The sequence below is a fragment of the Frondihabitans sp. VKM Ac-2883 genome (assembly GCF_015350875.1).
Taxonomy (GTDB): Bacteria; Actinomycetota; Actinomycetes; order Actinomycetales; family Microbacteriaceae; genus Frondihabitans.
Genome location: NZ_JADKSF010000001.1, coordinates 47066 through 68420, shown reverse-complemented (window position 1 = coordinate 68420; position 21355 = coordinate 47066). Strand labels below are relative to the sequence as shown.

The following is a 21355-nucleotide window of genomic DNA, read 5'->3' as shown; positions in this document are numbered from 1 at the left end:
CTTTTCGGAGAACCGCGAAAAAAGGCGCTTACTTGACACATGTCGGCCGGCATCCCCAGGGGTGGGGCTGTTGAGCTGGGCTCGGTCAGAGCCCCACGGCATAGGTGCAGGTCACGCGATTTCGGGTCGCACAACCGCACTTTGATGGGGGTGACACGCTTCGGGTCGTGGCACCCCATCAACCCCCGCATTCCGCGGGCTGGGCATCACCCCGCTGGGGTGACGCAGAAGGTATTCCAGGCCGTGTGGACGGCCTTGCGGTGCAACGCGTCGATCCCGGCGTACGACTGTGACCTCGCGGCGTCGACCGCGTGCGAGCAGCGCGGGCTTGCGGCCACCTCTTCGGCGTCGCCGAGGGAGTCGACGAGAGCGTCATCGATCGCGTTGAGCTGCTGACGGATCGTGGCCAGGTCGGGAGCGGTGCTCGGCGCCGTCTCGGGATCCTGGGTCCATCGGACGAAGAGGCCGCGCTGAACGACCTTGCTGGCATCGATCTGCGCTCGTACGACTCGGGTGACGAAGGCGGGGTCGATGCCGCGCTGGGTTGCCCGGGCCACTGCGGCGTCGACCACGGCCTGCTCGCGGGCGGGGTCGCTGATCGGCCGCCCACTCACCCATTTCGACTCGGCTACGGGGTCGGCGAGAAGAAGGCGACGAAGGACGAGCGCAGAGATCGCGGAGAGGCGGTCGTGCTGTGACACCACCGTCGATGAATCCGACGCGGAAGCCGCCGGCGCCTGGCCTACCTGCCCTGCCGATGCCCTGCTCGGCCCTGCCGCCACCAACACGCTGGCGGCGACCAGACCGATTGTCGCTACGACGGCACTTCTCCGGAGGCGACGCGCTGAACCCCGTGCGGGCCGCGCGCCCGAGGAGCGAAGGGTAAAGGTGGTCATTGGCGGGGTTCCTTTCTGAACCAGGCACGAACGCTCCGCCAGAAACCAGCTGCGGTGTCAGCGCCGAGGAGGGGAATGTTTTCGAAATGGTCGTGCGACAGGCCACAGGTGCATTCAGCGATGACCGGCTCATCCCAGAAGGGAACCCAGTAGGTCACGGAGTGCGGGATGCCACACGGGTCGTCCAAGCTGTACATGCGAACAGCTCCTCTTCCGTCAGACGATCGTCTGTCGGAAAGACCGTATGGCTTGAGAAGACTCGTTGTCAACGACTTTCCCCACCGTCGCGACCCCACCGGGGCTGGCCCGTGTACCGTGCCCGCCATGACCGAGTCCAAACCGGGCGAGCGGGCCGCGGCTCACTCCGACGCCGACGACGAGCGCTGGTTCGTCATCAACGGCCGGCGGTGGCGGCGAACCGACCCGAGCCTGCCCAACGACGTCGCGTCCGCCTTGAGGTCGCACCTCGGCCGCGGTCGCTCTGGAGTGGGTTCGGCGAAGCGCGCTGGCGACGAGTCGGCGGTGACGGCCGCACGAAAGCGGGTGGGTCTCGCCAAGCACGGTCTCGGCGAGCGGGGCGACTACTGGTGGGAGCGGCCGGTGGCCGACCGTCTGGCCCAGGCCGAGCAGGCCCTCCGCGACCTGGATGCACTCGACGGCTGAGCCTCGTGCTCGGCCACGGGCCCGCCATACGCGGGCGACCGTGGCAGAGGAGGCCCGCGCGAAGCGCCGCGAGCGCCTACAGTTCCAAGTTCGTGCACGTCCGGTGCAGCAGGGATTGACCGCGTCGCAAGACGGGTGGGGAGTGACGAGTGTCGTCGATAACGGCTATGTGTGCTGTGGTGCCGGCTCACAATGAGGAGGGCCTCATCGGCGCCTGCCTCGAGGGTCTCAACGCGGCTGCGAGGGCTCTGCACGCCGGCCGCCCCGACATCGCTCTGCGAATCGTCGTGGTGGCCGACAGCTGCAGCGACGATACGGTGGCGATCGCTACGTCGTTCTCCGGCATCGAAGTCCTTTCGAGCACGGGCGGCACGGTGGGTGCGGCCCGGGCGGAGGGCATCGACCACTGTCTGACTGCCCTCCGTGGTCATGCTGATGTCGGCCCTCTCGGGCGCGGTGTCTGGATCGGCAATACCGACGCCGACTCGGTCGTTCCGCCGAACTGGTTTGTCGAGCAACTCCGGCTCGCCGACGCCGGAGTCGACGTGATGCTCGGCACGGTCACGCCCGACTTCGCCGATCTCACCGAGGCCCAGATCGTCGCGTGGAAAGCGAAGCGCGTTCCAGGGAAGCCCAACGGGCACGTTCACGGGGCCAACCTCGGGGTTCGTGCATCGGCATATCTCGAGGCCGGTGGCTTTCTCCACCACGACGAGCACGAAGACAACGACCTGGTCACGAGGCTGCGAGCGCAGGGCGTCACGCTCGCCGCATCGGATGATTGCGACGTGATGACCTCCGGCCGACAGGTGGGTCGCACCCCGGGTGGCTACGCCCGATACCTTGCCGAGAGCCTCGTGCCGGCTTGCGTGGCTCCGTCGTTCTGACCGGGTCTCGACCTGTCAAGTGGCCTCGAATAGCCGCGTGACCGAGCCTCCGTTCCACCATCGAGCTACCGTCCACGTCACACCGATCACAAACCAGGAGATCTCCATGGCACAAGCAATCGAAACCATCGACGTCAACGTTCCCGTGTCCGTCGCCTACAACCAGTGGACCCAGTTCGAAGAATTCCCGAAGTTCCTCGACGAGGTCGAGTCGATCGACCAGGTCACCGAGACCCTGACCGTCTGGAACGTCAAGGTCGGTCCCGTCGAGAAGCAGTTCGAGGCCGAGATAACCGAGCAGCACCCCGACGAGCGCGTCGCCTGGAACTCCACCGGCGGCGAGGTCGACCACGCCGGCGTCATCACGTTCCACAAGCTCAGCGACTCCGAGACCCGCCTGACCGTGCAGATCGACTGGGAGCCCACCGGCTTCCTCGAGAAGGTCGGCTCGACGCTCGGCGCCGACAACCACGCGATCAAGAAAGACCTGAAGAACTTCAAGGAGTACATCGAGTCACAGGGCAAGCCGGACGGCGCCTGGCGAGGCGACGTCAAGGCCTGAACGGTCTAGCCGACCGCTACTCTGCCCTCGTTCTCCACGACGAAGACCTCCTCCGGGCGCTGAAAGTGCCCGAGGAACCTCTCGTGAAGAACGGGGGCAGAGCCGTGTACCTGAGAGCCGTATTCGCCTAGCGCTCGAGCTTTGGCAGCTTCGTCGTCGCCGGTCAGCGGCAGCGTGGCCATCGTCGGCCATGGGGTATCCGCGTGCTCGGGGTTGGCCCAGTGCCACAGCCAGATCGGGTACGCCCACAGCTGCCGTTGCTCGCGCCGACACACCTCGAGGGTGATCTCGCCCAGAACACGGTGGTCGCGGTGCCCGTCGCCCTGCCACGGTGCGACCACGAGGGCGCCCGGAAATTCGCGCAGGATCCCACCGGTCGCCAGGGCGACAAGGTCACGGTTCTCGCGAATGGCACCGTCGGTCACTCCGAGAAACCGGACGTCGTCGATGCCGAGGTCACGGGCTGCCGCCTCCGCTTCCGCGGTGCGAACCGCGGCGAGCGTCTCGCCCGGAGTAACCACACCGGCGCCGGAGCCGTCGGTGACGACGACGAAGGTCACCGCGATTCCGGCCGATCGGGCAGAAGCCAGGAGCCCACCGGCACCGAGGGTCTCGTCATCCGGGTGGGCGGCGAAGACGATCACGTGATCGATTCCGTCGAGGCGGAGTGGGGGCAGGAGCTGCCACCTCGGATCCTCGTCCCATTCCCGTGCCGCCGTGCCAGGGTCGGCGGAGTCGAACATCACCACTCGATGTCGGAGTCGCGCACGCTTCGACCGAGGGAGGCGTCGTCGCGCTCTCCGTGGTGCTGGCGAATGTAGACGGTGAGGTCAGCGACCCGCTTCGCGTGCGATGCGTCACGCACGAGAGGCTCCGGCCCGAGGGCGTGCCCGACGTGGAACATCGCGCCCTCCGCGGCTCGGGCGACAGTGGAGCGGAGGCGCTTGCCGAGCACGACCGCCTCGTCGCCGGAATCGAGCACGGCGGCCGCTGCCGCGAAGGCCCGACGGGATTCGGCAAGGCGGGCGTCGACCACGCCGAGATGCATGAGCGTGATGTCGTCGCCTCGACCACCCGGTCGCCGAGTCGCCTCGAGCAGAGAGCGACCGAGTCCGGTCGCGCCGCCCAGCCAGCACGCGGCGACGCTGATGCCGCCCCAGGCGAACCCGGGGCGATCGAGGTACCAGCCGGTCGCGCCCACGGGTGTTGCCGGGCTCTCGTCGAATTCGACAGCGTTGCTCGGAATCTCTTCGAGCCCCCGAGAGTGCCATTCGGCCGACGACACCCGCACACCGTGCTCCGACAGCTTGACGCGGAACAGTCGCCGCTCACTCTCGCTCACCCAGGCCGTCACGAGGGCGTCCGAAAGCGATCCCCCGAGCGAACACCACTGCTTCACGCCGGTGAGGCGCCAGCCGGTGTCGCTTTCGCGAGCTTCGACGCGATGACCGGAACCCTCCGACGCGAACACTCCCCAGGTGCCGCCGCGCACATGGCTCGACGCCTCCTGATCGAGGATGGTCTGAGCGTCGATGTGCGGCTCGATCGCGCGCGCGAGAGCGAGATCATGGGAGGCAAGAGTCGCCAGCGCCTCCCACACATCGAGTGTCGCGCCCTGACCGACGAAGGGGCGGAGCGGATTCAGGGAGACGCCGAGGTCGAGCGCGTCGTGCACTGTCTGGGGGTTCGCATCCAGGACCGCCTGGGTGATGCGACCCACGGGTGCTGCGGAGAGAGCAACTCGCTTCATGTCGTCGCCTTTCTGGTGAGAGTCACGACGTCGAGGACGAAATCGGGCTCCTCGTGGTGCACGACCGTCGTGAACTCGGGGTGCTGCGTGAGCGCGTGATGGACAGCGTCACCGGATTGGCGGAAGTCGGACGCCGGGTGCCGCCAATGGCACGCCACCACCGTGCCGCCCTCCGTGAACTGCGACGCGATCGCGCCGATGAGGTCGCGCCAGACCGCTTCGTCGAGGTAGTAGGCGACCTCCGACACCACGACGAGATCCCACTGCCCGGCCGGCAGCCCGTCCGACACGTCGCCCTGCGCAACCCGCACGTGGGCCAGACCCGCGAGTCGCTCGCGAGCCGTTTGCACGGCGCTCTCGGCCAGGTCGACAGCGAGGATCCGATCGCTCCGGCCCGCGAGCTCCTCGGTCAGCACCCCGGTGGAGCAGCCGATCTCGAGCACCGCGCCGTATCGCTCCCGGGGCAGAGCGGCGAGCAGCACGGCACGCTTGCGGATCTCGTACCAGCTCGTCTCGACCGACCACGGGTCGGTTGCATGCAGGTGCGTCGCCTCGAAGTGCGATCGCAGGGTGCCGTGTGATTCGGCACTCACGGCTTCGCTTCGTGGTGCGCTCGGCCGTGGCTGCGGCGATCCTCTTTCATCTCCGCTTCGAACAGGTGGCGCTTGCCGCCGGCCAATTCGTCGCGGGCCTTCGACTCGGCCGCCTTGAAAGTGGCGTAGTAGTTGTCGTCGTAATCCTCGACCACCTGAAACGTCCATCGGCCGTGGATCACGTTGCGCCCGACGAGCTCGTTCTCAATTTCGTCGGCGATCGCCTCCTGGCCGGCCTGGCGGAGCATCTCCACGGCCTCCCCCAGCGCGAGGTCGGCCTTGCCGGTGAGTCGATGGAATCCGTAGAGGTAACCGCGGGCGTGCTCCACGACCTCGAGGGCCTCGGACAGCTTGCCGAGGGCCGCCACCGTCGCGTCGTCGAGACCGGCCGGTCGGCGGTGTGCTGCGTCGGGTCCGTCGGATCCTTGTCGTGGGCTGTCTTCGCTGGCGCTCATATCTCGAAGTATGGCCCTCCCTCCCGGGGTGTCGCCCACCGTCGACGGGCACAGACCGGCCCCAGCCACCGCATGCCACGATGAAGGCCACCCCGACCCGAAGGATCCGATGCGACTCCTCCTCATTCGCCACGGCGAGACCGCTGACAACGTCGCTCGCACCATCGGCTCGCACCTGCCCGGGCCGGCCCTCTCGCCGACCGGCATCGAGCAGGCTCGCGCCCTCGCCGATCGTCTCGCCGCCGACGAGGTCGGGGTCGTGCACTCGTCGCGGGCGCTGCGGGCGTCGCAGACAGCCGCAGCGGTGGCCGCCGCCTACGGTCTGGCGCATCACGAGATCGACGGATTCCACGAGATCGACGCCGGAGACCTCGAGGGGCTCCCCTACGCCGAGGCCCTCTCCGGCTATGCGGGCACGATGCAGCGCTGGTGGCACGACCCCGACGCCCGCATCCCCGGGGGTGAGAGCGGCACTGAGTTTATGGCCCGCTTCAGTGCTGCCATCGATGCGGTTGCGACTGCATCGGACGAGGTCGCCATTGTGGTCTCGCACGAGGCAGCGATCTGCGTCTGGGCCTCCTCGACGGCCACGAACCTCGATGCCGAGTTCAGTCGCACCCACGGTGTGCAGAACACCGGCATCGTCGAGCTGCACGGCTCCCCCGCCGAGGGCTGGCGAGCGGTCTCGTGGGATGGCGCGCCCGTCGCCTAGTCGCTTCGGTTAGCGCGTTCGGCACCCTCCCTGAGGGCTTCGAACATCGGCGCGCAGGCTGCCCGGAGCTCCTCCCACGACGCATCCATCAGCTCGGCCGGTGGGGTGTCTATCACCGCGGCATAGCCGTGTTGCGCCCGGGGCACTGGGTCGCCCGGCAAGACCAGCGACTGCACGAACGCGCCCGTGTCTTTCTCGAAGGTCAGGGTGTGCGACGCGACGTTGCGGCCCCAGTCGGCGGATGGCCACGACAGGAAGGCGACGTGCCGCGGTTCGGTCGACAGGTCGGTCGCCGAGACGTAGCTGCCGAAGTGCTCCTCGCCGAGCGAGAGGATCTTGTAGGCGCCGTTGTCGAGGTACACCAAAAGCGCCTCCGGGAACGGCTTCGGCCCGTACATCGCCGTGTACCGCAGCGCCTGTGCGAGCACGGGCGCGCCCAACGGCACCTCGATCTGGTGCTGAGCGGGCGAGCTGACCTGGTCGACCATCATGTCTCCGATCCGAGTAGCTGGGGGTTGCAAACGACGCCCACAATAGCGGCACCACCTGTCGCGAAAACGACTCCGTTTGCGGCGACCGTGAAGGCACTTTTGAGCGTTTTTTGAGCTACGACCCCGGCCACGGTTTTATATTTTTGGTGTCTGAATCCGGGAGGGTTCGGCACCACCAACTCCACACGCAGCACCCAAGAAAGGGGACTCTTCATGGCTATGTCTTTTGATCCTTTCACCGAGATCGACCGTCTCACCGCCGGTCTTCTCGGAACCCGGCAGGGGCCCAAGTTCATGCCTGTCGACCTGTATCGCGATGGCGATCGGTACGTCTTGAACGCAGACATGCCCGGTATCGACCCCGGGTCGGTCGATATCGACGTCGATGGTCAGCTCCTGACCATCCGCGCCAACCGGACGGCCGACACCCGCGACGGCGTGAAGTGGCTCAGCCAGGAGCGTCCGCATGGCTCGTACCTGCGCCAGTTCTCGGTCGGCGAGGGTATCGACTCGACCAAGATCACAGCGCACTACGACAACGGTGTGCTGTCGCTGGTGATCCCGGTCAGCGAGAAGGCCAAGCCTCGCAAGATCGAGGTCACCACCGGCCAGGCTTCCGAGCTCAGCTCTGGTCAGGGTTCGGAACAGCACTCCCTGAACAGCTGACGGCGTGGGTGGGGGCCCCTCCAGGAGGGCCCTCACCCCACCCTCTCACTACGCACCAGCGAGGAGGCCACCATGCTTCTGGTCGCAGCTCTCGACACTCCCACCCGGGATGACATCGACGACGTCATCCGCCAGGCGGAACAGATACTCGTCGACGCCGTCCTCGACGACGCAACCGGCGTGACCGTCATTCGGGCAGCACCGCCCTTGACGCCATCTCGTGCAAAACCTGCGGGCGTCCCCGGTTGCTCGACGACGTCATGGCGCCGCATCTCACGTCGGACAACCTCGACACCTTGGGCCCGCTCACCTCCGAGGCGGCCGACACACGACTAGCTCCTTCCGAGGCGGGAACCGGCGTTTGCCAGTTCCCGCCTCGGCCTTTGTTACAGACGAGAAGACAGCTGACGCACAACGACGCCGTCGCGCGCATCCCTGTCTGGCGAAGCTGGAGAGGTCGCCCGGTTAGACGACCGCGGACTCGTTCAGGTCTGCTGCGTGCTCTGTGACATATCGACGGGCTCGCCGAATGCGGACCACCTGCAGAGGAAGGATGACAGCCAGCACCGCCACGAGAAACACGATGAGGATGATAGAGAAGCTGTCGCCAAAACCTTCTCGCAACGAGTTGACCTGCTGCAGCACAATTCCGGCATAGAGCAGCACGAGGTAGGCCAGCTGGAACGACATCGTGATCGAGATCACGGCTGCGTATCGGGCCGCAGCGGTCATGTCCTGAGGATCCAATTCCCCCGGCTTCTTACGAATGACGACTTTCGCGATGCGTCGGAGTCGAGCGGGATCCCGATCAGTGACATCGCGCAACCGTCGGTTCCACGGGAGGGTGGAGAAGAGCGCGACACCGCCGGCGGCGATGCAGGCAAAAGACAGCGCGAAGATCAGAACCTGCAGCAGGCTCAAACTGCGCGGGACCACCGCGCACAGAACGCCAAGGCCGACGAGGCCAAGAGCAAGCACTCCGACGAACGTGACCGCCACGGTCACGATCTTCCGCCGGATCTCGGTCGGCTCAATCGCCACCCACTCCTGCTGCGGCCTCGGGTGAGCCCGGTCGTAGCGGTAGGCGACCGGCCCGACCAGCAGTGCAACGACCGTCAAAAGAGCTCCGGTGCCAATGAAAACGACCGGGATGAGCGGGCCGCTCGAGGTCGCCACAGCACTCACCACCGTGATCACGGCGGCCACGACCTCGAGGCCGAGAACAATCGATACGACGCGACGGAAATACCGTCGAGATTCGTCCGACCCGGCGACATCCCAGTATGCGCGAAACGAGCCGATGGTCAGAGGTCCATAGACGAACGGAATCATGGCCAGTGTCTGCGCGAAGATCCATGCTGGATTCTCGGAGTTCCCCTGAAGAACAAGAAGCACCACTCCCCCCATCAGGATCCCGGTGGCCAACACGATGGTGAGAATGAACGCGGCGATGCGCATGAGCCGACTTTCGGGGTAGGCGGTGACTTTCGCTCAGCTTGGCAGAGTGGCCATCGCCGTGCCAAGGGCCGGTCGAGTCGCTCGCGCTTTCGGACCGCGGCGCTGCCTGGTCACATCACATAAGGATCCGAGTCGCCGACTCCCGAAGCACGGCGCCTCCCTTCAGCCCTAACGCCCGCCGGGTGACGACCACTACCGGCCGTTCCCTGCCTTGCTCACTTTTGGCCCAGACCAGCAGAGCTGGCGGTGACGCCGCCCATGCGCTACATTCCGAGCAGAGGGAAAAATCCCGTTCGGCTTCGGCCGGCGGAAATGCGCACGCGTCTCATGGGAGTCGCCACTTCTTCCTCGAAGGAGTGCGCCTATGTCTGTGCAAACAAGTTCCTCTCCCCGTGTCACCGCCCGACCGGAGCGGCTCCGTGACGCGTGGATCGCCCTGGCCGGGCTGTCGGCCGTTTTCCTGTTCGAGATGCTCGACAACTCGATCCTGAACGTCGCCCTGCCCACAATCGGCCGCGACCTCGGCGCGGCAACCGCAGCACTCCAGTGGGTATCGGGGGCGTACTCGGTTGCATTCGGTGGCCTCATGCTCCTGTTCGGGGCCGTGGCCGATCGCTTCGGCAGGCGCCGAGTCATGCTCACCGGTCTCGCCCTCCTTGCCATCGCAAGCGTCCTGACCGTGTTCGTCACGTCGATGGAACAGCTCATCGTCGTCCGAGCCCTCATGGGAGTCGCCGCGGCGATGACGACCCCCGGAACGATGGCCCTGGCTTTCCGCCTCTTCACAAGGGAGGATCTCCGGATCCGGGCATTGACCGTGATCTCCACTGCCGGGCTCGTCGGTCTGGCCATCGCACCGACTGTCGGCGGGTTCGTGCTCGCGGTCGCCCCCTGGCAGGTGCTCCTGCTGGCCACCGCTCCCATCGCCGCCCTCGCGTTCGTCGGAATCCGTGTCGGTGTCAGCACCGATCAGAAAGCCGACCTGCACCGTGATCCGATCGACGTCCTCGGCGCCGTCCTCGGCAGCGTGACCGTCCTCGGGATCCTCGTCACACCCACGCTCTTCGTCACCCACGCTGGTACGGGTTTGTCGTGGGGGTCAGTTGCCGTCACTGCCCTCTCGATCGCCGCTTTCGTGATCCGGGAGCGGTCGGCCCGCTTTCCGCTCCTCGACCTGCACCTCATCGCCACGCCCTTGGTCTCCAGCGGTCTGGCCTACAAGGCCGCGGCGGGTCTTGCCATGGCGGGCCTGTCGTATCTGGTCACACTCCAGCTGCAGCTCGCGTGGGGGTGGTCGCCAGCTCTCGCCGCCATCGGCACCCTGCCCCAGGTAGTCGTCCTCCTCGCAAGCGGACGGTTTGTAGCTCCCTTCGTCACCCGGGCAGGTCTTGGCCGTGCCGCGTGGATGAGCGCCGCCTCAGTGGTCGCCGGCCTTGCCGTGTTCGCTACCCTCGCCCGATTCGGCTACGTCTGGGTTGCCCTCGCGCTAGTCCTCGTCGCAGCGGGCATGCGAGTCGTGGGTGTCGTCGCCGGCAACAACGTCCTTCGGGGCCTGCCAGAGAACCGCACCTCGATCGGGGCCGCCCTCGTCGACACCGCCAGCGAGATCGCAACCGCCGTCGGGATTACCGCCACCGGCACCATCCTCGCCGCACTCGTGACAGGCAGCATCACCAGCGGGTCCTGGACGCCGACGCGAGTCGACTCGTTCGAGACCGCCCTCACCATCGCCGGCCTCACGATCACCGCCATCGCCGTAGCCCTTGTCGCGCTCGGCATCGTTCGTGCCCGACACGCCACGAGCCCGTCACCCACCACCACCACTTCTGCCACCGCCACCGCCACGGAGCCCACTCATGTCTGACCACACCATTCGCCCCACGTTCGACCCGGAACTGCAGACGTTCCTCACCGCCCTCGAAGCTCGAGGACCATTCACGCTTTCGACCGAGATGCTGCCCCGCATGCGCCAGCTCGACACGACGGAAGAAGAGCTGGACGAGAAGCTCCGCGACCGTGGTTACGAACGCCGAAGCGTCACCGTCCCCGGGCATTTGGGCGACCCCATCGAGCTGGCCGTCATCCAGAGAATCGGTCGCACCGGCGCCACGGCCGCCGTCTACACGATCCATGGCGGCGGGATGATGTTCGGTCACTACCTCGGCAACCTCGACTCCTATGACGACTGGCTCCTCGACCACGACGTCGTCCTTCTGAGTATCGACTACCGCCTCGCTCCCGAATACCCCGACCCCTACCCCGTCGAGGACTGCTACGCCGGTCTCGTCTGGGTCGCAGCCCACGCCGACGAGCTCGGCATCGACCCCGATCGGATCGTCATCGCCGGCCAAAGCGCGGGCGGCGGGCTCGCCACCGGCACAGCACTCCTCGCACGTGACCGGAAAGGTCCGGACTTGTTGGCGCAGATCCTCGTCTCACCGATGCTCGACGACCGCGACAACACGGTGTCCACGCTCCAGATCGACGGGGTCGGAGTTGCTGACCGGCAGATGACTCGCTTCGGCTGGGACGCCTACCTCGGCGCTCGCCGCGCCACCGACGACGTCTCCATCTACGCCGCACCCGCCCGCGCCGAAAACCTCTCTGGTCTCCCAAGGACCTACATCGACTGCGGCAGCACCGAGGTGTTCCGCGACGAAACCGTCGCCTATGCCAGTGCCCTCTGGGCCGCAGGAGTCGACGCCGAACTGCACGTCTGGCCGGGCGCCTTCCACGGATTCACCAGCATGATGCCCCAGGCCGTTATCTCGAAAACCGCGACCGCCGCCCTGGGCGACTGGACACGACGAACCCTCGGACCACCCGCGCCGGTCGCAGAAGGTTCAAGTCGGGCGCTCCAGGCGTCTCTTAACTGAAGTGTGCCGGGCGTCCGGCTTGCGGACGCCTGCCTACTTTTTTCGCGCCGCGAGTACGAAGCGGGGCCGCTCACCGTGGACTAGCGAGCTCGAACGCCCGCCACATCTCCTCAGGCCGAGTGACGATGCACTGCATTCCCAAGACCGCACCGCCCACGTCGTCGTACGCTGAGTCGCCGATCATCAAACAATCGGCCGGGTCCGTGTTGAGCAAATCCGCCGCGAGTTGAAAAATACGTGGATCCGGTTTCACGTATCCGACTTCGTAGGACAGGACCACTGCATCGAGTGCCGAGGCGATGCCCCAACCCTCCAGAGCGGGGCGGATGTCCAGGGCAATGTTTGAGACGATCGCCAAAAGCACCCCCGCGCCCGACGCGCGAACGATGAAATCCGATACTCCTCGGTTCAACTTCCACTGGTTCGGCATGGTCTCGTACAGCGCTCCGGCGAAATCGAGGGCGATTGCGCCGTCTTGGCTCAGGGCTGAAACGAAAGCGTGCCTGTGAGCCGCGGGATCGAGGTCCCAATCCAGAGCCGGGAAGAGCTTTCTCGCGTCACCCCACACGTTCCCGAGCCGCTCAGCTGCCGTCGACCTCGACGCAGGACGTCTCGCCAGCAGGGATCCTGCCTCATCGATCCACGTCTCCATGGAACGAACAACTGCCATCGTGTTATGAAAATCCAGGAGCACAGCGCGAGGATGACTATTTGATCCCCTGGACCTCGGCGTCTCGGCTTCCGAACGTCCGACCCCGGACTGATCGAGAGGCGCTTGGTTACCGCCGTGTCCACTCATAGACCAAACCTAGGCCGCGCAGATCGCTCTTCGAAGGATTGCGCCTGCCGGACGAAGAACTGAACCGGGATCGGGTGGCGTTGGCCACCGCGCATGGTTAGGTCCGGTCTGGCTCGCGTGTATCTCGTTCGTTGAACACGGCAGCGTCGAGGTCGGTATGCCCATAGGTGGCAATTGAATCCACGTTTCGCATCGTGGAAGAGAGCGTGCCAACTCGTCGGCCAAGGACGGCTCTACGGAGTCGGCTTATCAGCGGGCGATGTTGCTCCGGTGCGCTCATACGACGAACCTAATCATTTACAGCAGCATGGGCCAGACGAGGATTGAAAGAGTCCGACACGGCGTCGAAAAGACGGGGCCGCCTAACTCACCTCGGCGTTTGTCGCGGGTGACTCATCTGCCCTAGGTTGAGCAGTGGTGAGGAAGCCCGAATTTTCCTCAACTGCTTTCTTGAGGGGGATCCGTATGTCTGGTGAGTCGCGCCCGGGTGCCGGTCCTGGTGCCGGGTGGTACCCGGATCCTTCTGGTGGTGCGGGAACTCGCTGGTGGGACGGCGTGAGGTGGACGGATCTCGTGGCTCCCCCCGGTGGCTCCCATGCTGTGGGAACGGTTACGCCCGACAGGCCAAGGCTCGATCCGAAGACCCCGATCTACGGCCCGCTCATCTGGCTGATTGTGCTGCTGCCCGTGGTGGTCTGGCCCCTCAGCCTGTCGTACCGGCCGACGATCCGCGTGATCGAGGTGGGCCCCTCTGGCGTGCCCTCCGTCGACCCGGCATCGATCTACACGCCGCAATACATTGCCGTGCTTGCCGCGGGTTTCGTTCTGTATGGAATCAGCGTGGTTTTGGCGTGGGGAGACTACCGACGCCTCACCCGGGTCGGCGTCGTGCGCCCGTTTCACTGGGCCTGGAGCTTTCTCTCGTCGCCGGTGTACGTGATCGGCCGATCGGTGATCGTGCACCGCGTCGCTCCGGGGCGGGGCTTGTGGCCGGTGTGGGTGTTCATCATCGTCGAAGTCGCCGGGCTGGCGCTCGGGGCAATCAACGCGGCCAGTTACGCCCAGCAGCTCTCTGACGTCTTCCGGCCCGGATCGTGAGACGGCTTGTTCGAGATCTGCGTGTGCGGCTCATAGCGGCATCGCTCGGAAGTGGGTTCGTATTCGGCGCTGTCGTTCTGGAATTGGGCGAGAGACACTCCTGGGGTCACCGTGGGTGGATTGCCGTGATCGCGGGCCTCATCTCCGCTGGTGTCATGGCGATCCTGATCCGCACTGATCCGAAGCGCGACCTTGCCGCAGGCGCCCGAGAAGTCGACGGATGGGCCAAGGAGAACCACCTGCCCTCCGATGTTCCGCTCGGTGAAGCGTTGTCTCGGTTGGCGACGCGCATCGACCAGATCCGCACGGCGGTCTGGTCGAATAGCGGCGTCCTGCTCTTGTGCCTCTTCCAACTCGGTCTCATGCCTGACCAGCCGACGCTCTTCGGCGTCAGCGTCCGGGTAGCGCTGTGTGCGGTCTTCGCGATAGCCCTGGGATGGGCCATCCACGCCCGAGTCCGGCAGGTTCCGGTGATGCAGGAACTCATCCTTGAAGGGCAAAGACGTTTCGCCGGTATCCCCTCCCCCACCGATTAGCAGTCTCCCCGGCACCACCCGACATTCCCTCCCGAAGAAAGCACTCTCATGTTCGTCTTTGCTCTGATCTGCCTCGTCGCAGGCGTCATCACCCTCGTTCTCGCCCGGCGCCACCGAGCGAACAAGCTCGCCGTTCCCGGGGGCAGCGAGGCACCGGCCCCAGACAAGACGGGAAACCGCATCGCTCTCGGCGCCGGCGCACTCCTCGTAGTCCTCGGCTTGGTACTGGGGGTCACGTCGTCCGTGTACGCCCAGGATGCCGGGGAGGCGAGGGTGATCCGCTCGTTCACCGGTCAGATCGTCGGGCAGACGACGTCGACCGGCCTCCACGTCAAGGCGCCGTGGGATTCGACGGTGAACTTCAACATTCGCAACCAGACGGTCACCTACATCAACGGGACCGGGGGCAGCGATAGCGACAACAACGGTGGCATCCGCACCGGCCCGTACATCACCGTTCAGGACAAAGACGGGGTCTCGGAGAACGTGTCGCTCACCGTCCGCTACTCGATTCGGCCGGCGTCTGTCACGACGATCTACACGTCGTTCCGCGACGAGGAGAACTTCAAGGCGTCGTTCATCACACAGGACGTCAGGGCCGTCGTGCGCGAAGTGCCGAACAACTACTCCACTCTCGAGGTGCTGACGAAACGTGCCGAGATCGAGACCAGTATCGAGCAGGCGCTGACCAAGCGGTGGGCGGATACCGGTGTCGAGGTCAACTCGATCAGCCTGCAAGAGATTCAAGCTCCGAAGGCCGTCACGGAGAGCTACGCCGAGGCCCAGCAGGCGCAGATCGACGTCACCAAGCAGCAGGCCAAACTTGATGCGACGAAGGTCAGCGCTCAGCAGGCAGTCGTCACCGCCCAGGCCAACGCAAAGGCGAACGATCTGCTGACGAAGTCGCTGTCGAGCCAGGTTCTCACCCAGCACTACATCGATGCCCTCGAAGCGTCCGCCGACAAGGGTGGCCTGGTCGTCGTGCCGAACGGATCGTCTCCCCTGATCAACATTCCCAAGGCGACCAAGTAGTCGTTCGCGACACGTCGCTCGGAGCACGCCAGCCGCAGACCGCGCGCCGCGACCCGGCAAATACCGCAGGCGGTCTTGTCCTCGACCCATCAAGCGTGGGCCAGGATCCGCCAACCGTATTCATCCCAACGATTCCGGCCACCCGCTCTCGAGTGGCATCAGATCGTGGTGAACCACACCGTCGTGTCTCGGGCGATGAGCCGCGTCGCCCTCACCTCAGGGTCTGAGGCAACGAGAATCGTCGCGTCCGAAGGGAGCGGGACGGGCTCACCGGCGACGTTTGTGACGACGTGGGTGTCGCCCCGAGAAAAGGCGATCGTTCCCGAATTGGGCATGCTGTCCCACTCCAGAGCGGAGCCCTGGAGGTCGGCTGAGCGTCGAACGGCGAGAGTGGATCGATACAGGCTGAGCGTCGATTCCAGCTGGAGACCCTGGGCCGCGGCCGAGAACTCGGCGTAGTACGAGGGCGTGGGCAACCAGGTGTCGGTCGCCGCAACGGACGAGAAGCCGTTGGAGCTGGTCGAGTCGTCCCAGGGGAAGGGAACCCGGCAGCCGTCGCGCCCGCGGATCTGCTGATGCGAACGGGCCCACACCGGATCCTGGCGGGCTTCGTCGGGGAGGTCGGTGACTTCGGGCAGCCCCAGCTCTTCACCTTGGTAGAGGTACGCCGATCCTGGCAGGGCGAGCATGAGAAGTGTCGCCGCACGAGCCCGACGAAGACCGAGGGGCCGGTCGGGCTGTGGGTCGTCGACTCCGACGCCGTGCTCGAGGGCCACCGGTCCGTCGTAGCCGAAGCGGCTCGCGTGGCGCATGACGTCGTGATTGGACAGCACCCATGTCGTGGGCGCTCCGACCGCGTCGTTGGCCGCGAGGGAAGACACGATGGTCTCGGCGATGGCGTCTGCATCCCAGAGCTGCTCGAGATAGGCGAAATTGAACGCCTGATGCATCTCGTCGGGCCGGACGATGCGCGCGGTGCGCTCGGGCGGGAGCCATGCCTCAGCGCACAGGATTCGCGAGCCCTCGTAGGAGTCCAGGATCGCCCGCCAGTCGCGGAAGATCTCGTGGATTCCTTCCTGATCCCACATCGGCGGCGTTCGACCCTCGATCGGCTGGACCACCCCGTGGGTCGGGTAGGGCCAGCTAGGAAGACCCGGTGCCTTGATGAGGGCGTCGCAGACATCCACGCGAAAGCCGTCGACTCCGCGGTCGAGCCAGAACCGGAGGGTCGTCTCGAAATCGACCCGGACCCCGGGGGCATCCCAGTTCCAGTCGGGTTGGGTCTCGTCGAAGAGATGGAGGTACCACTGGCCAGGCGTTCCGTCGATCTCTGTCACCCGGGTCCAGGCGCTGCCCTCGAACATGCTCTGCCAGTCGTTCGGCGGAAGCTCGCCAAATTCGCCGAGGCCGTCGCAGAAGTGGAAGAGGCCCCGCTCTGCCGAGCCCGGCTCGGCGGCGAGAGCGGCCTGGAACGCGACGTGGTCAGCGGACGCGTGATTCGGCACAAGGTCGACGACGACGCGAAGGGCGAGTTCATGAGCGCGAGCCACGAGCGCATCGAAATCCTCGAGGGTGCCGAATTGCGGATCGACGTTTCGGTAGTCGGCGACGTCGTAGCCGCCGTCGCGCTGCGGGGACGGGTAGAAGGGCGACAGCCAGATAGCGTCGGCGCCCAGCGACGCCACATGGTCGAGGCGCCGCGTGATGCCCGGGAGGTCTCCGATGCCGTCGCCATTGCTGTCGGCGAAAGATCGGGGGTAGATCTGGTAAATGACTGCGGTCCGCCACCAGGTGTCGTCGGTCAGGTCGATCATGCGAGTCCTCGAGCGTAGATGTCGGGGCGACGGTCGCCCAGGAGGTCGTTGTGCGGTGAGATCGCTTTATCGCGAGCGAGCCGGGTGAAGACGTCGGCGCGCGCGATCTCGGTGCCTTCGGCGGGGCGGAAGGGGGTGCGGCTGCCCGCCGTCGCGGAGGCGCGGACCCAGCCGAACTGGTCGATGATGACGGTCCCCTCGGTCCACTCCTGGCCGCGTTCGATGCCGGCGCGGTCGCAACACGCGATGAAGACGCCGTTGGCTCGGGCCGCAGCCTGGGCGTAGATGACCTCGGCCGCCCGTTCGTCGGCGGGGTGGTCGCCCAGCGGCCAGTTCGTCGGCACCGCAATCAGATCGGCACCCCGGAGGGCGAGAGAGCGCGGCATCTCGGCGAACTCGAGGTCGTAGCAGATCAGGATCCCGATGCGCCCGTGCACCGTCTGGACGACGGGCGCCATCTCCGCTCCGGGCTCGAAGATCAGTGTCTCGCGATCCCACAGGTGCGTCTTTCGGTAGACCTCGACCACGCCGTCCTGCGTCACCGCGGCGGCACTGTTGAAGAGACCGCCATTCGGATCCTGCTCGCAAAAACCGAGGATGACGATCGAGTCGGTAGTGAGGAGCAGGTTGGAGAGTCGCTCGAAGAACGGGTCGTCCAGGCGGATCGCGACGGAGATAGCCTCCCGCTTCGACTCGAACACGTAGCCAGCGGTCGCGAGTTCCGGAAGCACGATGATGTCGGCGTCGTCGGCCAGCGCCGTGCGGACCGCGGCAAGGCACTTCTCCTGATTTGCCATCAGCTCTCCGACGACGGGGTCGAGCTGAGCGCAGACGATGCGCGTCACGCGGGTCGGATCACCGTTCTCGGTGTGCCCGGTCACTTGACCGCGCCCGAGGTGAGGCCGGTGATGAGGCGGCGCTGAAGGATGACGTACGCGACGATGATCGGCAACGCGACGAGCACGGCGGCGGCCGCGGTGACGTTGGGGTTGGCGGCACGATCCGTTCCGGAGAAGAACGACAGTGCGAGCGGAGCCGTCTGCACTGCTTGGTTCTCGGGAACAAGGATCAGGGCGAGCAAGAATTCGTTCCAGGTGAAGAGGAAGAGGATCGTCGCGAGCGTGGCGACCGCAGGCCCGGCGATGGGGACGAGGACGAGGCGAAGGATCTGAAAACGGGAGGCGCCGTCGAGCCGAGCCGCCTCGAGGATCTCCTCGGGAACCGATCGGAAGAACGTCCGCATCCAGAACACACCGAGGGGCACAGACAGGCCGATCTGCGGCAGGATGAGCGCCCAGTACGTGTCGACCAGGCCCCAGCCCGCCAGCATTTGGTAGAGCGGAAGCACTGTGACCTCGTACGGCAGAACGAGCCCGACGAGAAGCAGCCCAAGGATGAGCTTGCCTCCGGGAACGCGCATCGTTGCGAGGGCATAGCCGGCCAGCGTCGCCACGATGGCCGTGACGACCACCACCGTCACCGCCACGAGAGCGCTCGCCACGAGAGCGGACGCGAAGTGGCCACGGGTCCAGGCGACGCTGAAGTTCGACCAGCCCACCCCGGATCCTGATGATTTCTGCAGCGACGACGAGATGATCGACGCAAGCGGGTAGACGGCGAAGAGCGCCGCGATGATCAGAAGCGCGTGCGTGCCGACAGACTCCCGAGTTCCGACCTTCATCGTGAGGCTCCTTTCGAACGGACGCGTCGGGGTGTGTCCGACGGCTCGCGAACGGCCAGTTGGACCAGCGCGACGATGATCAGGATGATGACCGTGAGGACCACGGCGAGTGCGGATGCCTGGCCGAGCTGCCGGTTCTGGAACGCATCGAGGTAGACGTAGAGCGAAGGAACCGTGGTGGACGTGCCGGGACCGCCGCGCGTCGTGTTCCAGATGAGGTCGAAGTTTCGCAGGGCGAACGTGATCGTCAAGATGAGCGCGATCGAGATCTGGGGGCGGAGAGCCGGGAGCGTGATGGCGAAGAACTCGCGCACCGGGCCGGCTCCGTCGAGTCGTACCGCCTCGTACAAGGACCGGTCGATGGTGACGATGCCCGCGAGAAAGAGCACCATGCAGAGGCCGTACTCGACCCAGGTGCCGATCAGGCCGATCGACGGCAGCGCCGTGTCGAAGTCGCCGAGCCACGAGGTCGTCAGGGATCCGAGCCCGACGTGGGCCAGCACCCAGTTCACCGGGCCGTCCGACGCGAGCAGACCCCGCCACGCCACTGCGACCACGACGCTCGAGAGGATCTGCGGCAGAAACAGCAGGGCGCGGAAGAGGGTGAGCCCGTAGATGCGGATCCTCGACATGGCACCCGCCAGCACGAGTCCGATGCAGACGGGAAGCGCGCAGTAGAAGACGAGGAGGAGGAGGGAGTGGCCGAGGGCCGCGCGCAGGTCGGGGTCGGTGAAGACATTGACGTAGTTCGAGACGCCGGCCGGCGTGGCCACGGTGAGGCCGTCGTAGTTGTAGAACGACGTCTGCACCGAGATGCCGATCGGGTAGATGACGAAGACGGCGAAGAACGCCAGCGCCGGTGCGATGTAGATCAGGCTCGACCAGGTGGGGCGGTTGCGCCGGGAGCGCCGGCGCCGACCCGCGGGGGTGGCGCCGACGCTCCGGCTCGGTGCGGCGACCGTCACTTGTGGCCCTTCGTCCACGCCGTCTGCACGGCTTTGGTGAAGTCGTCGCTGGTCGTGCGACCGGCCATGACCTCCTGGAGTCCGCTGCCCATCACGCTCAGCATGTCGGTGGTCGTCCAGTCGTAATAGCCCACCTGGGTTCCGGCGGCGATGGTGTCTTTCAGCGCTGTCAGCGTCTGCTCCTGGAGAGGGTCGGTGGAGGAGACACCGTCGGTGATGACGGGCAGACGGCCGGTGTCGAGGATCTCTTGACCGACGGTGGGCGATCGGAGCATGTCGAGCCAGGCGACGGCCGCAGCGGTCTTCGTCGTCTTCGCGCTGATGTGCCAGGGCGACGCTGTGGCTCCCACACCGCCGGAGACGAGCGACGAGAAGCCGAACTTTGCCGAGGTGAGCGACGCGCCGTTCCAGGATCCGCCGACGAAGAAGACGCCGTCTCCCTTCGCGAACTTCGCGATGGCGTCCTCATTGCTGAGACCGTCGTAGCCCGACCCGAAGTACCCCGCTTGTGCCCAGGCCTTCATGGTGTCGGCGGCTTTGACGTTGCCGTCGGTCTCGAAGGTAGAACCCGATTTGCCGCCGATCCAGTCACGGATGCCGGATGGCTTCTGCTCGGTGACGGCGATGTCACTGAAGATGTGAGTGCCGGCGTACTGGTCGGAGTTGCCCAGCATGATGGGCTGCTCGTCGGCGGCTTTCGCGATGGGAAGGTCTTTCTCGAGCGCGGCGATTGTCGTGGGCGCCGTGATGCCGAGGTCGGCGAGCTTCGACTTGTTGTAATAGATGCCCTGCACTTCACTGATGGGCGACATGCCGTACAGGGTTCCGCTACCGAAGGTCGTGCCGTTCGCGTTCCACTTGGCCGGGGCGAGTGTCGAGGCGCCCGTGCCCGAGTTCCAGCCGTACACCTCGGCGACATCGTCGAGAGACCGCACCAGCTTCGCCTTCACGAGAGCGCCATCGACCGCGTAGCCGATGTTGCCCTGGAACACGTCCGGGGCGCTCGAGCTCGCGGCGGCGTTGACGACCGTGGCGGTCAGGTCGTCGAAGCTCTTGTACGTGATGTCGACGGTCACGTTCGGATACTCCTTCTCGAAGGCGGGCACGACCTTCTTCATGAGAGGCTCCTCGGCCTGATCGGCCCACATCTTCAGCGTGGTCGTGCCGAGCTTCGCGACATCGGCGGCCGTCACCTTCGAGGTGAGGGCATCAGTCGAGGTCGACGCCTGCGTCGTGCCCGAGCCGGGAGCTGAGCAGCTGGCCAGGACGAGAGCGGTGGTGACGGCACCGACGGCCAGGACCGTCATTCGGAGCGGAGTGCGTTTTCTCATGACTTCTTCCGGGTGGGATGGGACGCGGGAGTGCTTCGAGGGAACTTCTTCGTGCGGGCGTGCGGGCGTGCGGGCATGCAGGTGCTGCGG

At 66.0% G+C, this 21355-nt stretch carries 23 protein-coding genes; 10 read left to right on the top strand and 13 right to left on the bottom strand.

What is annotated here, in order from left to right; all coding sequences use genetic code 11:
* Positions 1-206 precede the first annotated feature (206 nt).
* A complete protein-coding gene (gene aroQ, locus ITJ49_RS00375; protein ID WP_194600188.1) occupies positions 207-701 on the bottom strand; it encodes a gamma subclass chorismate mutase AroQ in 495 nt (164 codons plus the stop codon).
* A gap of 519 nt (positions 702-1220) precedes the next feature.
* Between aroQ and ITJ49_RS00370 the strand changes: the two genes are divergently transcribed.
* The 3 genes from ITJ49_RS00370 to ITJ49_RS00360 all read left to right on the top strand — a co-directional run bounded on the left by ITJ49_RS00370 (position 1221) and on the right by ITJ49_RS00360 (position 3008).
* Positions 1221-1559, top strand: a complete 339-nt coding sequence (locus ITJ49_RS00370; RefSeq protein ID WP_194600186.1) for a biopolymer transporter Tol — start codon at positions 1221-1223, stop codon at positions 1557-1559.
* A 179-nt stretch (positions 1560-1738) separates the two neighbouring features.
* Positions 1739-2446, top strand: coding sequence for a glycosyltransferase family 2 protein (locus ITJ49_RS00365; RefSeq protein WP_370544312.1), 708 nt, complete (start codon positions 1739-1741; stop codon positions 2444-2446).
* Positions 2447-2552: 106 nt separating this feature from the next.
* On the top strand, positions 2553-3008 hold the full coding sequence (locus ITJ49_RS00360) for an SRPBCC family protein (RefSeq protein WP_055964096.1): 456 nt from the start codon (positions 2553-2555) through the stop codon (positions 3006-3008).
* A gap of 5 nt (positions 3009-3013) precedes the next feature.
* Here ITJ49_RS00360 and ITJ49_RS00355 read toward each other — a convergent pair whose 3' ends face one another.
* From ITJ49_RS00355 to ITJ49_RS00340, 4 genes are read right to left on the bottom strand one after another with little or no spacing between them, the layout of a single operon-like run.
* Complete coding sequence (locus ITJ49_RS00355) at positions 3014-3751, bottom strand: PIG-L deacetylase family protein (protein WP_194600184.1); 738 nt, start codon at positions 3749-3751, stop codon at positions 3014-3016.
* The gene (locus tag ITJ49_RS00350) at positions 3751-4758 is read right to left on the bottom strand and encodes an acyl-CoA dehydrogenase (RefSeq protein WP_194600182.1); all 1008 of its coding nucleotides are present in this window, start codon (positions 4756-4758) and stop codon (positions 3751-3753) included. The genes ITJ49_RS00355 and ITJ49_RS00350 overlap by 1 nt, the downstream gene beginning before the upstream one ends.
* Positions 4755-5351, bottom strand: coding sequence for an SAM-dependent methyltransferase (locus tag ITJ49_RS00345; protein ID WP_194600180.1), 597 nt, complete (start codon positions 5349-5351; stop codon positions 4755-4757). The genes ITJ49_RS00350 and ITJ49_RS00345 overlap by 4 nt, the downstream gene beginning before the upstream one ends.
* Positions 5348-5806, bottom strand: coding sequence for a hypothetical protein (locus ITJ49_RS00340; protein ID WP_194600177.1), 459 nt, complete (start codon positions 5804-5806; stop codon positions 5348-5350). Before ITJ49_RS00340 ends, ITJ49_RS00345 begins: the two co-directional genes overlap by 4 nt.
* A gap of 109 nt (positions 5807-5915) precedes the next feature.
* Between ITJ49_RS00340 and ITJ49_RS00335 the strand changes: the two genes are divergently transcribed.
* A complete protein-coding gene (locus ITJ49_RS00335) occupies positions 5916-6518 on the top strand; it encodes a histidine phosphatase family protein (protein ID WP_194600175.1) in 603 nt (200 codons plus the stop codon).
* Here the strand turns inward: ITJ49_RS00335 and ITJ49_RS00330 are convergent.
* Positions 6515-7009, bottom strand: coding sequence for a hypothetical protein (locus tag ITJ49_RS00330; protein WP_228513880.1), 495 nt, complete (start codon positions 7007-7009; stop codon positions 6515-6517). The genes ITJ49_RS00335 and ITJ49_RS00330 overlap by 4 nt on opposite strands.
* A 213-nt stretch (positions 7010-7222) precedes the next feature.
* Between ITJ49_RS00330 and ITJ49_RS00325 the strand changes: the two genes are divergently transcribed.
* Positions 7223-7675 (top strand): Hsp20/alpha crystallin family protein, encoded by a 453-nt coding sequence (locus tag ITJ49_RS00325; RefSeq protein ID WP_055963672.1) that lies wholly within the window; start codon positions 7223-7225, stop codon positions 7673-7675.
* Between the two features lie 465 nt (positions 7676-8140).
* Here ITJ49_RS00325 and ITJ49_RS00320 read toward each other — a convergent pair whose 3' ends face one another.
* Positions 8141-9133 carry a hypothetical protein gene (locus ITJ49_RS00320; protein ID WP_194600173.1) on the bottom strand — a complete coding sequence of 331 codons (993 nt, stop codon included), beginning with the start codon at positions 9131-9133 and terminating at the stop codon, positions 8141-8143.
* A gap of 364 nt (positions 9134-9497) precedes the next feature.
* Between ITJ49_RS00320 and ITJ49_RS00315 the strand changes: the two genes are divergently transcribed.
* Complete coding sequence (locus ITJ49_RS00315; RefSeq protein WP_194600171.1) at positions 9498-10997, top strand: MFS transporter; 1500 nt, start codon at positions 9498-9500, stop codon at positions 10995-10997.
* On the top strand, positions 10990-12009 hold the full coding sequence (locus ITJ49_RS00310) for an alpha/beta hydrolase (RefSeq protein ID WP_194600169.1): 1020 nt from the start codon (positions 10990-10992) through the stop codon (positions 12007-12009). Before ITJ49_RS00315 ends, ITJ49_RS00310 begins: the two co-directional genes overlap by 8 nt.
* A 70-nt stretch (positions 12010-12079) precedes the next feature.
* On the opposite strand, the gene ITJ49_RS00305 is transcribed toward ITJ49_RS00310, so the two are convergent.
* Complete coding sequence (locus ITJ49_RS00305; protein ID WP_194600168.1) at positions 12080-12703, bottom strand: HAD-IA family hydrolase; 624 nt, start codon at positions 12701-12703, stop codon at positions 12080-12082.
* A 570-nt stretch (positions 12704-13273) separates the two neighbouring features.
* Between ITJ49_RS00305 and ITJ49_RS00300 the strand changes: the two genes are divergently transcribed.
* From ITJ49_RS00300 to ITJ49_RS00290, 3 genes are all read left to right on the top strand, one after another.
* Entirely contained in the window at positions 13274-13906 is a 633-nt protein-coding gene (locus ITJ49_RS00300) for a DUF2510 domain-containing protein (RefSeq protein WP_194600167.1), read from the top strand.
* A gap of 155 nt (positions 13907-14061) precedes the next feature.
* Positions 14062-14442 carry a hypothetical protein gene (locus ITJ49_RS00295; protein ID WP_194600166.1) on the top strand — a complete coding sequence of 127 codons (381 nt, stop codon included), beginning with the start codon at positions 14062-14064 and terminating at the stop codon, positions 14440-14442.
* A 48-nt stretch (positions 14443-14490) separates the two neighbouring features.
* Positions 14491-15474 carry a prohibitin family protein gene (locus ITJ49_RS00290; protein ID WP_194600165.1) on the top strand — a complete coding sequence of 328 codons (984 nt, stop codon included), beginning with the start codon at positions 14491-14493 and terminating at the stop codon, positions 15472-15474.
* A gap of 158 nt (positions 15475-15632) precedes the next feature.
* Here the strand turns inward: ITJ49_RS00290 and ITJ49_RS00285 are convergent, their stop codons facing one another.
* From ITJ49_RS00285 to ITJ49_RS00265, 5 genes are read right to left on the bottom strand one after another with little or no spacing between them, the layout of a single operon-like run.
* Entirely contained in the window at positions 15633-17288 is a 1656-nt protein-coding gene (locus tag ITJ49_RS00285) for a glycoside hydrolase family 13 protein (protein ID WP_194600164.1), read from the bottom strand.
* Positions 17285-18169, bottom strand: coding sequence for a nitrilase-related carbon-nitrogen hydrolase (locus ITJ49_RS00280; protein WP_370544311.1), 885 nt, complete (start codon positions 18167-18169; stop codon positions 17285-17287). The genes ITJ49_RS00285 and ITJ49_RS00280 overlap by 4 nt, the downstream gene beginning before the upstream one ends.
* On the bottom strand, positions 18166-18969 hold the full coding sequence (locus tag ITJ49_RS00275; RefSeq protein WP_123943264.1) for a carbohydrate ABC transporter permease: 804 nt from the start codon (positions 18967-18969) through the stop codon (positions 18166-18168). Before ITJ49_RS00275 ends, ITJ49_RS00280 begins: the two co-directional genes overlap by 4 nt.
* Positions 18966-19934 (bottom strand): carbohydrate ABC transporter permease, encoded by a 969-nt coding sequence (locus ITJ49_RS00270; RefSeq protein WP_194600163.1) that lies wholly within the window; start codon positions 19932-19934, stop codon positions 18966-18968. The genes ITJ49_RS00275 and ITJ49_RS00270 overlap by 4 nt, the downstream gene beginning before the upstream one ends.
* A complete protein-coding gene (locus ITJ49_RS00265) occupies positions 19931-21265 on the bottom strand; it encodes an ABC transporter substrate-binding protein (protein WP_194600162.1) in 1335 nt (444 codons plus the stop codon). The genes ITJ49_RS00270 and ITJ49_RS00265 overlap by 4 nt, the downstream gene beginning before the upstream one ends.
* Positions 21266-21355: the final 90 nt, after the last annotated feature.